Source organism: Variovorax sp. RO1 (assembly GCF_002849325.1).
Taxonomy (GTDB): domain Bacteria; phylum Pseudomonadota; class Gammaproteobacteria; order Burkholderiales; family Burkholderiaceae_C; genus Variovorax.
The window spans coordinates 289,137-302,635 of the sequence record NZ_PKMT01000005.1 but is presented as its reverse complement, the minus strand read 5'-3'; the positions used below and the strand labels follow the sequence as shown (position 1 = coordinate 302,635).

Annotated in this window: 12 protein-coding genes; 8 read left to right on the top strand and 4 right to left on the bottom strand. The window is 69.1% G+C overall.

The window, feature by feature from the left end:
• Positions 1 to 15: 15 nt before the first annotated feature.
• The 5 genes from CY658_RS24520 to CY658_RS24500 all read left to right on the top strand — a co-directional run bounded on the left by CY658_RS24520 (position 16) and on the right by CY658_RS24500 (position 5,788).
• The gene (locus CY658_RS24520) at positions 16 to 1,131 is read left to right on the top strand and encodes a BMP family ABC transporter substrate-binding protein (RefSeq protein WP_101492664.1); all 1,116 of its coding nucleotides are present in this window, start codon (positions 16 to 18) and stop codon (positions 1,129 to 1,131) included.
• Positions 1,132 to 1,235: 104 nt separating this feature from the next.
• Positions 1,236 to 2,522 (top strand): guanine deaminase, encoded by a 1,287-nt coding sequence (gene guaD / locus CY658_RS24515; RefSeq protein ID WP_101492663.1) that lies wholly within the window; start codon positions 1,236 to 1,238, stop codon positions 2,520 to 2,522.
• An 80-nt stretch (positions 2,523 to 2,602) separates the two neighbouring features.
• Entirely contained in the window at positions 2,603 to 3,169 is a 567-nt protein-coding gene (gene dcd, locus CY658_RS24510) for a dCTP deaminase (RefSeq protein WP_101492662.1), read from the top strand.
• Positions 3,170 to 3,291: 122 nt separating this feature from the next.
• Positions 3,292 to 4,182 (top strand): KPN_02809 family neutral zinc metallopeptidase, encoded by an 891-nt coding sequence (gene ypfJ / locus CY658_RS24505; protein WP_101492661.1) that lies wholly within the window; start codon positions 3,292 to 3,294, stop codon positions 4,180 to 4,182.
• Positions 4,183 to 4,312: 130 nt separating this feature from the next.
• A complete protein-coding gene (locus CY658_RS24500; protein ID WP_101492660.1) occupies positions 4,313 to 5,788 on the top strand; it encodes a DEAD/DEAH box helicase in 1,476 nt (491 codons plus the stop codon).
• Positions 5,789 to 5,871: 83 nt separating this feature from the next.
• Here the strand turns inward: CY658_RS24500 and CY658_RS24495 are convergent, their stop codons facing one another.
• The 4 genes from CY658_RS24495 to CY658_RS24480 are packed head-to-tail and all read right to left on the bottom strand — an operon-like array spanning position 5,872 to position 10,305.
• The gene (locus CY658_RS24495) at positions 5,872 to 7,512 is read right to left on the bottom strand and encodes a rhodanese-related sulfurtransferase (protein WP_101492659.1); all 1,641 of its coding nucleotides are present in this window, start codon (positions 7,510 to 7,512) and stop codon (positions 5,872 to 5,874) included.
• A complete protein-coding gene (locus tag CY658_RS24490) occupies positions 7,509 to 8,108 on the bottom strand; it encodes a cysteine dioxygenase (protein WP_101492658.1) in 600 nt (199 codons plus the stop codon). The genes CY658_RS24495 and CY658_RS24490 overlap by 4 nt, the downstream gene beginning before the upstream one ends.
• Entirely contained in the window at positions 8,105 to 9,076 is a 972-nt protein-coding gene (locus tag CY658_RS24485) for an ABC transporter substrate-binding protein (RefSeq protein WP_101492657.1), read from the bottom strand. The genes CY658_RS24490 and CY658_RS24485 overlap by 4 nt, the downstream gene beginning before the upstream one ends.
• Entirely contained in the window at positions 9,073 to 10,305 is a 1,233-nt protein-coding gene (locus CY658_RS24480) for an acyl-CoA dehydrogenase family protein (RefSeq protein WP_101492656.1), read from the bottom strand. Before CY658_RS24480 ends, CY658_RS24485 begins: the two co-directional genes overlap by 4 nt.
• Positions 10,306 to 10,452: 147 nt before the next feature.
• On the opposite strand from CY658_RS24480, the gene CY658_RS24475 reads away from it, so the two are divergent.
• From CY658_RS24475 to CY658_RS24465, 3 genes are all read left to right on the top strand, one after another.
• Complete coding sequence (locus CY658_RS24475) at positions 10,453 to 11,451, top strand: ABC transporter substrate-binding protein (protein WP_101492655.1); 999 nt, start codon at positions 10,453 to 10,455, stop codon at positions 11,449 to 11,451.
• A gap of 33 nt (positions 11,452 to 11,484) precedes the next feature.
• Entirely contained in the window at positions 11,485 to 12,594 is a 1,110-nt protein-coding gene (locus CY658_RS24470; RefSeq protein WP_101492654.1) for an LLM class flavin-dependent oxidoreductase, read from the top strand.
• Between the two features lie 67 nt (positions 12,595 to 12,661).
• Positions 12,662 to 13,486, top strand: coding sequence for a class II aldolase/adducin family protein (locus CY658_RS24465; protein ID WP_101492653.1), 825 nt, complete (start codon positions 12,662 to 12,664; stop codon positions 13,484 to 13,486).
• Positions 13,487 to 13,499: the final 13 nt, after the last annotated feature.

The following is a 13,499-nucleotide window of genomic DNA, read 5'->3' as shown; positions in this document are numbered from 1 at the left end:
ATGTAGAGGACCACCATGTACAAAAACCTCGCGGGCCGCGCCGTTCTGGCGTGGGTGACCGCCTGTTTTTTATCCCCCGCCTTTTCACAGACCGCACCGCCCAAGCCTCCCCTGGCGAAGGACGCGCTGAAGATCGGCTTTGTCTACGTCACGCCGGTCACCGATGCCGGCTGGGTGCGCCAGCATGAAGAGGGCCGCAAGGCCGTCGAGGCGGCGCTGGGCCCCCGCGTGAACACCACCTTCGTCGAGAACGTGCCCGAGGGCGCCGACGCCGAGCGCGTGATCCGCGACCTGGCGCAGCAGGGCAGCCAGCTGATCTTCACGCCCAGCTTCGGCTACATGGAGCCGACGCTGAAGGTCGCGAAGGACTTTCCCGGCGTGAAGTTCGAGTCGATCACCGGCTACAAGACGGCGCCCAATGTGGCGACCGCCAACGCCCGCTACTACGAAGGCCGCTACCTCGCGGGCATCGCGGCCGGGCGCATGACGAAGACGAATGTGGCTGGCTACGTCGCGGGCTTTCCGATTCCCGAGGTGCTGCAGGGCATCAACGCCTTCACGCTCGGCATGCGCTCGGTGAACCCGAAGGCGAAGGTGATCGTGGTGTGGCTCAACGAGTGGTTCGATCCGCCGAAGGAGCGCGACGCGGCGATGGCGCTGTTCAACCAGAACGCCGACATGCTCGCCTTCCACACGGGCTCTACCGCCGTGATGGCCGCCGCGCAGGAGCGCGGCAAGATGGCCGTGGCCTACCACTCCGACATGCGCAGGATCGCGCCCGACGCGCAGATCGTCGCGGTCACGCACCAGTGGGGCGGCTACTACACGCAGCGCGCGAAGGCGGTGCTCGACGGCACCTGGAAGAGCGGCAACCTCTGGGGCGGCGTGAAGGAAGGAATGATCCGCGTCGGCGACTTCGGCACGAAGGTGCCCAAGTCCGTGCAGCAGGAGGTGCTGGCGCGCCAGCAGGACATCGCGGCGGGCAAGCTGCAGCCGTTCCGTGCGGTGACCACCGATGTGCGCGACAACGAAGGCCGCGTCGCGATCGTCAAGGGCGCGCAGCTGACCGACGAACAGGTCCTGCAGATGAACTGGCTCGCCGAGGGTGTGCAGGGGCGGGTGAGCCGCTGAGCGCCGTCCCTTGCTCTGCGTCTGAAGAGTGCGTTCCGCGTATAGCACTCATACGCGCAGGGCAATTCCCGCCGTCCGGGGCTGGATTACCCTCCGAATCCACGATGAAAAAAGCCTACCGCGCCTCCCTCCTGCGATTCGACGCCGCCGGCCTGCCCGTCTTCGATGAAGACGGCCTGCTGGTCGTCGCCCCCGACAGCACCGGCCGCCAGCGCGTGCTCGACGCCGGCAGCCATGCCGACGTGTCGCAGCGCCATGTCGGCGCCCACACCACCCACCTGCCGGGCCGCATCCTGGCGCCGGGCTTCGTGGACATGCACGTGCATTACCCGCAGACCGACATCATCGGCGCGCCCGCCGCCGGCCTGCTGCCCTGGCTCGAGAACTACACCTTCCCGGCGGAAGCCAAGTTCGCCGACCCTGAGCATGCACGCGTGGTGGCCGACGTGTTCTTCGATGAGCTCCTGCGCAACGGCGTGACCACGTCGCTGACCTTCGCGACCTCGCACGTCGCCTCGGTCGACGCCTTCTTCGAGAGCGCGCAGCGCCGCAAACTGCGCATGATCACCGGCAAGGTGCTGCAGGACCGCAACTCGCCCGACGGCGTGCGTGACGACACCGAGCAAAGCCTGGTCGACACCGAGGCGCTGATCCGCAAGTGGCACAACGTCGATCGCCTGGGCTACGCCATCACGCCGCGCTTTGCGCCCACCAGCACCGACGCGCAGATGCGCGGTGCCGGCGAGCTGGCTGCGACGTACGGCGACACCTGGATCCAGTCGCACGTGGCCGAAAACCGCGACGAGGTGAAGTGGGCACGCGAGCTGTACCCGAAGTCGCGCTCCTACCTGGACGTGTACGCCGACTTCGGCCTGCTGCGCGAACGCGCCGTGTACGCCCACTGCATCTACCTGGACGACACCGACCGTGCGCTCATGCACGAAACGAAGACGGCCGCCGCCGTGAGCCCCACGAGCAACCTGTTCCTGGGCAGCGGCTTCTTCGACTTCGGCGCGGCCGACCGCCTCGAGCAACCCTACGGTCTGGCCAGCGACGTGGGCGGCGGCACCAGCTTCAGCCCCTTCCACACCATGCTGGCCGCGTACTACGTGGGCCGTGAAGGCCAGACCAAGACCGGCCTGAGCATCGCGCCCTCGCGGCTGTGGTGGCACCACACCGGCGGCGCGGCGCGTTCGCTGGGGCTCGATGGCGTGGTCGGCAACCTGCAGCCGGGCTGCGAGGCCGACTTCCTGGTGCTGAACCCGTCCGCCACGCCGCTGCTGGCGCGCAAGACCTCGCTGGCCAACAACCTCGAAGAGCTGCTGTTCGCGATGATCGTGCTGGGCGACGACCGGCTGGTCGAGCGCGCGGTGATTTCGCAGGCGGGCTGATCTGCGCCGGGGGAGGGCGCGCAGGGCGCCCATGCCACAATTCGGCCCCGATTCCCCCGCAGCAGCATCAGCGAGCGCATATGAGCATCAAGAGCGACAAATGGATCCGGCGCATGGCCGAAAACGAAGGAATGATCGACCCCTTCGAACCGGGCCAGGTGCGCGAGAACAACGGCCACAAGATCATCAGCTACGGCACCTCGAGCTACGGCTATGACATCCGGTGCGCGCCTGAATTCAAGGTTTTCACCAACATCCACAGCACCGTGGTCGACCCGAAGAATTTCGACGAGAAGAGCTTCGTCGACATGCACGGCGACTACTGCATCATTCCGCCGAACAGCTTCGCGCTGGCACGCACGGTGGAGTACTTCCGCATCCCGCGCAACGTGCTCACGATTTGCCTGGGCAAGAGCACGTACGCGCGCTGCGGCATCATCGTCAACGTGACGCCGTTCGAGCCCGAATGGGAAGGCTTCGTGACGCTGGAGTTCAGCAACACCACGCCGCTGCCCGCCAAGATCTACGCGGGCGAAGGCTGCGCGCAGGTGCTGTTCTTCGAGAGCGACGAGGTCTGCGAAACCAGCTACAAGGACCGCGGCGGCAAGTACCAGGGCCAGCGCGGCGTCACGCTGCCCAAGACCTGACGCGCACTGACGCACTGATGCGCGCCTCCTGACCGCCGGTTACGCCACCGGCCGTCAGGCCAAGTACCATCCTGCGACGTTCCGGCAAATACTCCGATCAGCAAGCCGGCAAGGAGACTGCGATGAGATGGGAAGGCAACGAACAATCCGACAACGTCGAAGACCGCCGTGACGGTGGGGGCGGCGGCGGTGGTGGCGGCGGCCTGTTTGGCGGCCGCAGCATCGGCATCGGCACCATCGCGGTCGCGCTCATCGCGGGCTGGGTCTTCGGGATCAATCCGCTCACCGTGCTGAGCCTGCTCAGCGGCGGTGGCGACCCGGTCCAGGTGCAGCAACAGCAACAAGGCCCTGCGCCCAAGCCGCCCACGGGCGACCGCGAGGCGGCCTTCGTCTCCACCGTGCTGAAGAACACCGAGGTGGTCTGGACCGATCTCTTCCGCAAGAACGGCGGCACCTACCAGGCGCCCCGGCTCGTGCTGTTCCGCGGTGCCACGCCCACGGCCTGCGGCACCGGGCAATCGGCCATGGGGCCGTTCTACTGCCCGGGTGACAAGAAGGTCTACATCGACCTCGCGTTCTACGACACCCTCAAGAACCAGCTCGGCGCGCCCGGCGAGTTTGCGCAGGCGTACGTCATCGCGCACGAGGTGGGACACCACGTGCAGGACGAGATCGGCATCACCGCCAAGGTCGACGGCATGCGCGGGCGCATGAGCCAGGCGCAGAACAACGCCATCAGCGTGCGTGTCGAGCTGCAGGCCGACTGCTTCGCGGGCGTGTGGGCGCACCACTCGCAGGAGTCGAAGAAGTGGCTCGATCCGGGCGACATCGAGGCCGCCATGAACGCCGCGCAGAAGATCGGCGACGACGCTTTGCAGCGCTCCGCAGGCCGCGCCGTGGTGCCCGACAGCTTCACCCACGGCTCCAGTGCGCAGCGCCAACGGTGGTTCGGCACGGGCTATCAGACGGGTGAAATGAAGTCCTGCGACACCTTCAACGCGCGCAATCTGTAAAGATTGTGTCCCGAGAGCCCCGGATTCATTGGGGTTTTTGCTATTGAATAAATAGCAATTCGGCCCACGCGGATGTTGTCGTTTCGTTGTCACTGCCGTTTTTTGCGGCAATGCGACAATAGAAGGCTCAATGACAATGTCCTTCTCCAATCTTTCGCTGGCAGAACCGCTGGCCCGCGCCGTGGCCGAAATGGGCTACGAGACCATGACGCCCATCCAGGCAGAGGCCATTCCGGTGGTGCTTTCAGGCCAGGACGTGATGGGCGCCGCGCAGACCGGCACCGGCAAGACGGCGGCGTTTTCGCTGCCGCTGCTGCAGCGCATGCTCAAGCACGAAAACGCCTCCACCTCGCCCGCGCGGCATCCGGTGCGTGCGCTGGTGCTGCTGCCCACGCGTGAACTGGCCGACCAGGTCGCGCAACAGGTCAAGCTGTACGCCAAGTACACCAACCTGCGCAGCACGGTGGTGTTCGGCGGCATCGACATGAAGCCGCAGACGCTGGAGCTGAAGAAGGGCGTCGAAGTGCTCGTGGCCACGCCGGGCCGACTGCTCGATCACATCGAAGCCAAGAACGCGGTGCTCAACCAGGTCGAATACGTCGTGCTCGACGAGGCCGACCGCATGCTCGACATCGGCTTCCTGCCCGACCTGCAGCGCATCCTGAGCTACCTGCCCAAGCAGCGCACCACGCTGCTGTTCTCGGCCACCTTCTCGCCTGAGATCAAGCGGCTGGCCAGCAGCTACCTGCAGAACCCGGTCACCATCGAAGTGGCGCGGCCGAACGAAACGGCCTCCACCGTCGAGCAGCACTTCTACAGCGTCTCTGACGACGACAAGCGCCGTGCGCTCAAGCAGATCGTCAAGCAGCGCGGCATTACGCAGGCCTTCGTGTTCGTCAACAGCAAGCTCGGCTGCGCGCGCCTCGCACGCTCGCTGGAGCGCGACGGTCTGCGTACCACCGCACTGCACGGCGACAAGAGCCAGGACGAACGCCTGAAGGCGCTCGCCTCGTTCAAGGCCGGTGAAGTCGACCTGCTGGTGTGCACCGACGTCGCGGCCCGCGGCCTCGACATCAAGGACGTGCCCGCCGTCTTCAACTTCGACATCCCGTTCAACGCCGAAGACTACGTGCACCGCATCGGCCGCACGGGCCGTGCCGGCGCCTCGGGCCTGGCCGTGAGCTTCGCCAGCGGCGGCAACGATGCGCGCCTGGTGGCCGACATCGAGAAGCTGATCAAGAAGAAGATCGAGCTCGAACCCGTCGAGTTCGAAGAAGACCGCCCGCGCGGTCGCATCAACGACGGACGCCGCCACTGGCGTGAAGAGGGCGAAGCCGGCGACGCACGCGACGTGCTCGACCAGCCGCGCGAACGCCGCGACGTGGAACCCCGCCGCAGCATGAGCGGCAGCGCTGGCGGCCGCCCGCACCGCGCACCGTCCGCGCCGCGCGATCCGTTCTTCGACAAGCCGTATGAATCCGGCGAGCGCGAAGCCGCACCGGCCTGGGAAGCGTCGGCCAAGGCCTCGCCCGCCCGCGGCATCTCGAGCAACATCAAGAGCAAGCGCAAGGTCGCGGCACTGTTCAAGGCGGCCGAGCCGGGTTGAACCGGTGGCCCGCATGGCCCGCACAGTGAGAGAAAAAACCGGGCGATGCCCGGTTTTTTTTCGTCTGCGCTCTGTCTGTGCGCTCAGGCCACGCGAAAGTGATGCGTGCCGTCGCGCCCCAGCTGTTCCACCAGCCCGTACTCCCAGTCCAGGTAGCCCTGCATGGCCTCGACGGGCGCGTCGGTGCCTTCGTAGGGCCGGCGGTAGCGGTCGGTGCGGGCCGTGGCCAGGCGGGTCTCGCCGGTCTCGGCCGGCAGCCCGGCGGCGAACCAGGCGGTGTTGCCGCCCGTGAGCACCTGCACTTCCACATCGCGTTGGCCGCGTGCGTCGAGCAGGGCGCGCAGGTCCGCGGCGGCGTAGCGTGCGAGCAGGCTGCTGCCGCAGGTCAGGACGTAGCGCGGCGCGGACGGGATGGCCTTGTGGTCGATCGCCTGCGTGAGCTGCGCGCGGATCGCGTACCAGGCGCCGGGAATGTGGCGCTTCACGTAGTTGGCGCTCGTGGTCACGTCGATCACTGCGGTGGCGGGTTGCTGCTTCAGCAGCGCGGCCAGCGCCTCGGGTGCGATCTCGGTGACCGTGGCCGCGACGGGCGGGTAGGCCGATGTCGGCGTGCCGGTCTCGCTGAGCGCGGCGGTCGGCGGCACCGCATCGGGCACGTACACCTCCCAGCCCATCTGCGCGAGCCATGACGCGCTCATCGAGGCGCGCACGCCGTCGTCGTCGGCCAGCACGATGCGTGCGCCGCGCACCGGCACCTGGTGGTCGGTTTCCTGCACGAGCTGCCCGCCGGGCGCGCTCGCGAAGCCGGGCAGGTGGCCGGCGGTGTATTCCTCGGGCGTGCGAACGTCGAAGCGGTACACGGTGCGGCCGGGGGCCTCGAGCGTGTCGAGTGCGTCAAGGGCGATGCGTTGCACGCCCGCAGCGTCGGCCACGCGGCGCGCATCGGTCTGCGCCTGCGCGCGGTTGGCCTCAGACACCGCGGTCGGCGCCTGCCGGCCGGCGCCGTGGTCGAGCACCTGGCCCGCGAGCTTCCAGCCGATGGTGCCATTGCGCAATGCCGCCACCGGGTTCGGAATGCCCGCGTTCACGAGCGACTGCGTGCCGATGATGCTGCGCGTGCGGCCCGCGCAGTTCACGATCACGCGCGTGGCCGGGTCGGGCGCGAGCTCGCGCACGCGCAGCACCAGCTCCGCGCCGGGCACGCTGGTGGCCGAGGGGATGCTCATGGTCTGGTATTCGTCGAAGCGGCGCGCGTCGAGCACGACCACGTCGGCGCGGCTGTCGATGAGCGCCTTCACCTCGGGCGCCGACAGCGACGGCGTGTGCCGCTCGTGCTCGACCAGTTCACCGAAGGACTTGCTCGGCACGTTGACGTCGCGGAACAGCTCGCCACCCGCCGCGCGCCAGCCTTCGAGGCCGCCGTCGAGCAGGTGCACGTTCGTGTAGCCGAGCGCGGCGAAGGTGCGCGCCGCGAGGGGCGCGAGATCGACACCGTCGTGCGCGCCGTACAGCACGATGAAGGTGTCGCGCCGCGGAATGCGTCGCCACGCCTCGATCTCGATGCGCGACAGCGGCAGGTTGGCGGCCCACAGCGGGTGCGCCTGCGCAAACGGGTCTTCCTCGCGCACGTCGAGCAGCGCGGTTTCTTCGTGCGCGATCAGCCGTTCGCGCAGCGCGGCGAAAGGCAGCAGGGGAAAGGAGGCAGTGGTCGTGGTCGTCGTCATGCGGCAGTGTTTCGGAGTTCGGCGGAGCGGTCCCACAAGTTGGGCAGCAGCGTGTTGGAGTAACCGGAGACGAAGGGCTTGCGCCCGCCTTCGGCTGGATAGGTGTGGCGGCGCACGGCGCCGATGTTGGCGCCGTACACGTGGATGCTGATCGACACCCGGTCGGCGTGCGCGTTGTGCACGCGGTGCAGGTCGCCCACGGTGGGCGACACGGCCTCGACATGGCCCGCGTCGAGCCGCACCGGCTCGCCCTGCGGCCGGGCGGTGCCCCCGGCGTCGAGCGCGTAAGGCTGGCTGTACTCGGCGCCGCGCAGCATGCCGATGAGGCCCCACACCGTGTGGTCGTGGATCGGCGTGGCCTGGCCCGGTCCCCAGACGAAGCTCACGACCGAGAAGCGCTCGGTGCTGTCGGCGTGCAGCAAAAACTGCTGGTAGTAGGTCGGGTCGGCCACCGCGAAGGCGTCGGGCAGCCAGTCGTCGCGTGCCACCAGCGTGCGCAGCAGCGCGCCGCCTTCGGACAGGATGCGCGGCTCGTCGGGCTGGCTGTCGAGCAGCCGGCCGAAGGCGCCGACGAAATCGCGCAGCGGAGCAATCATGCAGGGCGTTTCCAGAGTTGGGTGTCGGTAATGGCGCGCACGTCCACGCGCACAGGAAGGATACCGTCGCGCGCCGAGCGGTCGGCCACGGTCTGCAGCGCAGTGATGTCGGCTTCGTTCACCGGACGCCCCGCCACCGAGGCGCGCGCCGTGATGAGGCGCGCCGAGGCGATCGGCAGCCGCGTGAGCTGGCTGTACGCCTGCGCATAGGCCTCGGGGTTGGCCAGCGCCCAGTCGCCCGCGCGCGCGAGCCGGTCGAGAAACTGAACGATGGCCTCGCGCTTGGCGGGGTCGGCCAGCGAATGCTCGCTCGCGGTGATGAAGCCCAGCGCCGTGTTGATGCCGCGCCCGTCGCGCAGGATGCGTCCGCCCTGCTGCAGCGCGATCGCGTAGTAGGGGTCGAAGATGGCCCAGGCGTCGATCTGCTTCGACGCGAACGCGGCCGCCGCGTCGGTGGGCAGCACGAACTTCACCGTGACCTCGTCGCGCCGCACGCCGGCCTCTTCGAGCGCGCCGTAGAGCTGGTACTGCGAGATGCTGCCGCGCGCCGACGAGACGATCACTGTCTTGCCGCGCAGGTCGGCCGCGCTGCGCAGTGGCGAGTCGGGCTGCACGACGATGCCCAGCGACTCGGCCTTGCCGACGCGCGTGGCGACGATCTTCAGCGGCGTCTTGCCGACGGCCGCCGCGAGCACCGGCAGGTCGCCGGCCATCGCGGTGTCGACGGCGGCACTGCGTTGCGCCTCGAACAGCGGCGCGGCGCCCTGGAAGTTGGCCCAGCGGTAGGCAAAGGGCGCGTCGTCGAGGGCCTTGGAGGCCTCGAACAGCGAGCGCAGGCCGCCGGCCTGGTCGCCGAGCACCAGCGTGGCCTTGGGCTGCGCCACTGCGCGCAGCGGGCTGGCCACGGCCAGCGACAACGCGGCGCCTTGCGCGAGCCAGGCGCGGCGGGAGAGTTGCAGCGCGCTCATGCGGCACCTCCCGATGCCTGCAGCGCCCGCTGGCCTGCCGCGACCAGGATCGCGTCGTTCTGCGGCGTGTGGATGCGGCTGCACAGCACGTCGCGGTAGTGGCGTTCGAGCGGGTTCTGGCGCGTGAGGCCGTGGTTGCCGCTCAGCTGCAGCGCCAGCTCGACCACGCGGATCGCGTGCGTGGTCACGGTGTGCTTGAGCAGGCCGCTGTCAGCGGCGGGCGGCGTGTGGCCGCTGTCGACCGCGGCGGCTGCGTCGTCGAGCAGCACGCGGTTGGTGCGCAGCAGCGCCTCGATCTCGCCCACCTGCTCCTGCACGCGCGGCAGGCTGGCCAGCGGCGCGCCGAGGCTGCCGGGCGCGCGCCGGTTCAGGAAGTCGACCAGCCAATCGCGCGCGGCGCGCGCCACGGCGTCGTAGAGGCTGCCCAGCAGCACGACCATCCAGGCCTGCTGCGCCGCATGGGCGTCGATGTCGGTCTGGCTGCCGGCGCCGGGTGCCCAGTCGGCGGGCGCGCGCAGGTCGACGGCGTGGTCGGCGGCAATGGCGACGTCTTCGAACACCACCTCGTGGCTGCCCGAGGCGCGCAGGCCCAGGTGGTCCCAGCTCGCGATCACGCGGATGCCGGGCGCGTTGCGCGGCACCAGGAACACGCCGGTGCGCGGCGCGGGCTCGTCGGTGCGAGCCCAGACCGCGAGCCACGACAGGCCCTCGATGCCGGTCGTGTAGAGCTTGTGGCCGTCGATGCGCCAGCCCTCGGGCGTGCGCCGCGCCACGGTGCCGGGCAGGCCGCCGCGCGCCGGCGAGCCCAGTGCGGGCTCTACGCGCAGCGCGTTGATGAGCGCGCCGTGCGCCACCGCATCGCGTGCCACGCGCTCGCGCAGGTGCGCGGGCCAGCGGCTCTCGCGGCGTGCGAGCGCCTGGTGCTGCAGGTAGGTCATGGTGAGGATCAGCGCGGTGGCGGGCTCGCCGCGCGCGACTGCCGCGATCACGCGGCGTGCCGTGGCCAGCGTGGCGCCGCCGCCGCCGTGCGCGGCAGGCGCGACGAGGCCGACGAGCCCGTGCGCCTGCAACGCCTCGAAGTTCTGCCGCGGAAAGGCGCCGCTGCGGTCGTGGTCGGCCGCGGTGGACGCGAACTGGTCCGACAGGCGGGCCAGCACGGCGGGGTCGACGGAGGGCGGGGTGTCTGTTTCGGGAACGGCCGGCGCGCGGCGCAAGGGGAGTGCACTCATGGTGCCCGCACGGTAAAGGCCCGCTGCCAGCGCGCGAAGGATGCATCGCGCATATCCAAATTCGTTTTTCTGCGTTCGTTTTCGGGGCCCGTCTCGGTACGGTCTCGCTTCTCCTCGAGCGTGAGTGAAGAAGAAAGAACACAAGCCATGACACCCGATTTCCCGTTGGACCGACGCCGCCTGCTGCAGGCGGCCGCCGCATGGGGCGTGGCTGCGTCGGGCGTGGCGCAGGCCGCCGCACCGTCGCGTGACCTCTCCGGCGTGACGCTGCGCGTGGGCACCTACAAAGGCCTGTGGCGCCCGCTGCTCACGGCTTCGGGCCAGGCCGACACGCCCTACAAGATCGACTGGCGCGAGCTCAACAACGGTGTGCTGCACATCGAGGCCATCAACGGCGATGCGCTCGACCTGGGCTCGGGCAGCGAGATCCCGCCGGTGTTCGCGGCACGGCAGAAGTCGAGCGTGCGGCTCGTGGCCGTGACGCACGAAGACCTCAACAACCAGGCCACGCTGGCGCGCAAGGACTCGCCCATCCGCAGCATCGCCGACCTCAAGGGCAAGCGCGTGGGTTATGTGCGTGCCACCACCTCGCACTACTACCTGGCCAAGCAGTTGGCGGAGGCAGGGCTGTCGTTCGCCGACATCCAGCCCGTGAGCCTCACGCCGGCCGACGGCCTCTCGGCCTTTGCGCGCGGCGACCTCGATGCCTGGGCCATCTACGGCTACAACGGCCAGCTCGCGCGCACCCAGTACGGCGCGCGCACGCTCAAGACCGGCGTGGGTTACCTGTCGGGCAACTTCCCCATTTATGCCAACCCGCGCGCGCTCGACGACACGCTGCGCCGCGCGGCGCTGGGCGACCTGCTGCAGCGCCTGCAGCGCGCGTTCGCCTGGATCAACGGCAACTTCCTGGCCTACGCCCGTGCGCAGTCGGCCGAGACGCGCGTGCCCGTGGGCGATCTGGTCGAGCTGTTCATCGGCCGCAGCGGCGACTACAGCCTTGGCCCCGTCACCGACGCCGTGGTGCGCAGCCACCAGGACGTGGCCGACACCTTCCAGAAGATCGGCGTGCTCGACGGCCCCGCCGATGTGAAGCCGCTGTGGGACCGCCGCTTCGAAAACCTGCTGCGGCTGCCCGCCGCCTGACCCCTTCATTCCATCCGCATCCACGAGGACACCATGAGCCAGAACGACGTTGAATTCATCGGCATGATCCAGGGCCAGAAGGTCTCGGAGATCCACGCCGCCCAGGGCCCGGCCCTCGACCGCGACTACGTGCGCGCCTTCGCGCAGGCGCACGAGAACGCCGGCTTCGACCGCGTGCTGGTGCCGCACCATTCGACCAGCCCCGACGCCACGCTCACGGTGGCCTACGCGGCCTCGGTGACCGAGCGCATCCACTTCATGCTCGCGCACCGTCCGGGCTTCGTGGCGCCCACGCTCGCAGCGCGGCAGTTCGCGTCGCTCGACCAGTTCAGCGGCGGCCGGCTCGGTGTGCACTACATCTCGGGCGGCTCCGACGAAGAGCAGCAGCGCGACGGCGACTGGCTCGACCACGACCAGCGCTACGCCCGCACCGACGAATACCTCGAGGTGCTGCACAAGGTGTGGACCGCAGAGAAGCCCTTCGACCACGAAGGCGCGCACTACCGCTTCCAGAACGCGTTCTCGGAAGTGAAGCCGCTGCAGTCGCGCAACGGCAAGCCGCATGTGCCGGTGTACTTCGGCGGTGCGTCGGAAGCCGCGATTCCGGTCGCAGGCAAGTACGCCGACGTGTACGCGCTGTGGGGCGAATCGCTCGACCAGGCGCGCGAACTCACGACGCGCGTGCGCGCCGAGGCGGCCAGGCATGGGCGCAGCGTGCGCTTCTCGGTGTCGTTCCGGCCGATCCTGGCGCAGACCGAAGACGCCGCATGGGCGCGCGCCGAGAACATCCTGGCGGAGACGAAGCGCCTGCGTGTGGTGCAGGGCTACAACCGCGGCGGGCCGCAGCAGAGTGAAGGGGCCAAGCGTCTGCTGGCTGCAGCGGACAAGGGCCCGCGTGTGGACAAGCGCTTGTGGACGGCGGTCGCGCAGGAAATCGGCGGGCGCTCGAACAGCACCGCGCTGGTCGGCACGCCGGAGCAGGTCGCCGACGCGCTGCTCGACTACTACGACCTCGGCGTGACGACCTTCCTGATCCGCGGCTTCGATCCATTGGAAGACGCGGCGGACTATGGGCGTGAGCTGATTCCGCGCACGCGTGAACTGGTCGCGCAGCGCGCCGCCTCCATTCGCAAGGCGGCCTGACCCGGTCTTTCTCCCTCCCCCGGAAGGGGAAGGAGCAAAAACCAAAAAACCGAACACGAGGAATCCGATGAGTGCCGTTCTCTCCATCGACCGCCACGCAGCGCAACCGCTGAAGCTCCACGCGAACCCCCAGCAGAAGCACTGGTTCGACCCCATCCCGCCGCGCCCCACCGTGCAGGCCGAACGTCGCCACCGGCAGGAGCGCCTCGCGGGTGCCTTCCGCCTGTTCGCACGCTTCGGCTTCGCCCAGGGCCTGGCCGGCCACATCACGGCGCGTGACCCCGAGCTGACCGATCACTTCTGGGTCAACCCGCTGGGCATTCACTTCTCGCGCATCAAGGTGTCCGACCTGCTGCTCGTCAACGCGAAGGGTGAAACGGTCGTCGGCGACCGGCCGCTCAACAAGGCCGCTTTCGCCATCCACGCCGCGATCCACGAGCACGACCCGAACATCGTGGCCGCCGCCCACACGCACTCGACCTACGGCAAGGCCTGGTCCACGCTGGGCCGCAAGCTCGACACGCTCACGCAAGACGCCTGCGTGTTCCACGACGACGTGGCGCTGTTCGACGACTTCACCGGCATGGTGGTCGACACCAGCGAGGGCGATCGTATTGCCCGCGCGCTGGGCGACAAGAAGGGCGCGATCCTCAAGAACCACGGCATCCTGACCGCCGGCCCCACGGTGGAGGCCGCCGCGTGGTGGTACATCGCGCTGGACAACGCCTGCCACACGCAATTGCTGGCCGAGGCCGCCGGCACGCCGCAGCCGATCGACGAAGCCACCGCGCGCCACACGCACGGCCAGATCGGCGGGCCCGAAGGCGCCATCCATTCCTTCGACAGCCTGTACGAAGGCCTGGTCGAGGCCGAACCCGAACTCCTGCTTTGACGACGATGAACCC

Bases quoted from the DNA above. Each gene is read 5' to 3' on its own strand.
- CY658_RS24495 (WP_101492659.1), bottom strand. From the start codon at position 7,512: ATGACGACGACCACGACCACTGCCTCCTTTCCCCTGCTGCCTTTCGCC.
- CY658_RS24480 (WP_101492656.1), bottom strand. From the start codon at position 10,305: ATGAGTGCACTCCCCTTGCGCCGCGCGCCGGCCGTTCCCGAAACAGAC.
- CY658_RS24475 (WP_101492655.1), top strand. From the start codon at position 10,453: ATGACACCCGATTTCCCGTTGGACCGACGCCGCCTGCTGCAGGCGGCC.
- CY658_RS24470 (WP_101492654.1), top strand. From the start codon at position 11,485: ATGAGCCAGAACGACGTTGAATTCATCGGCATGATCCAGGGCCAGAAG.
- CY658_RS24520 (WP_101492664.1), top strand. From the start codon at position 16: ATGTACAAAAACCTCGCGGGCCGCGCCGTTCTGGCGTGGGTGACCGCC.
- CY658_RS24500 (WP_101492660.1), top strand. From the start codon at position 4,313: ATGACAATGTCCTTCTCCAATCTTTCGCTGGCAGAACCGCTGGCCCGC.
- guaD (WP_101492663.1), top strand. From the start codon at position 1,236: ATGAAAAAAGCCTACCGCGCCTCCCTCCTGCGATTCGACGCCGCCGGC.
- ypfJ (WP_101492661.1), top strand. From the start codon at position 3,292: ATGAGATGGGAAGGCAACGAACAATCCGACAACGTCGAAGACCGCCGT.
- dcd (WP_101492662.1), top strand. From the start codon at position 2,603: ATGAGCATCAAGAGCGACAAATGGATCCGGCGCATGGCCGAAAACGAA.
- CY658_RS24465 (WP_101492653.1), top strand. From the start codon at position 12,662: ATGAGTGCCGTTCTCTCCATCGACCGCCACGCAGCGCAACCGCTGAAG.
- CY658_RS24485 (WP_101492657.1), bottom strand. From the start codon at position 9,076: ATGAGCGCGCTGCAACTCTCCCGCCGCGCCTGGCTCGCGCAAGGCGCC.
- CY658_RS24490 (WP_101492658.1), bottom strand. From the start codon at position 8,108: ATGATTGCTCCGCTGCGCGATTTCGTCGGCGCCTTCGGCCGGCTGCTC.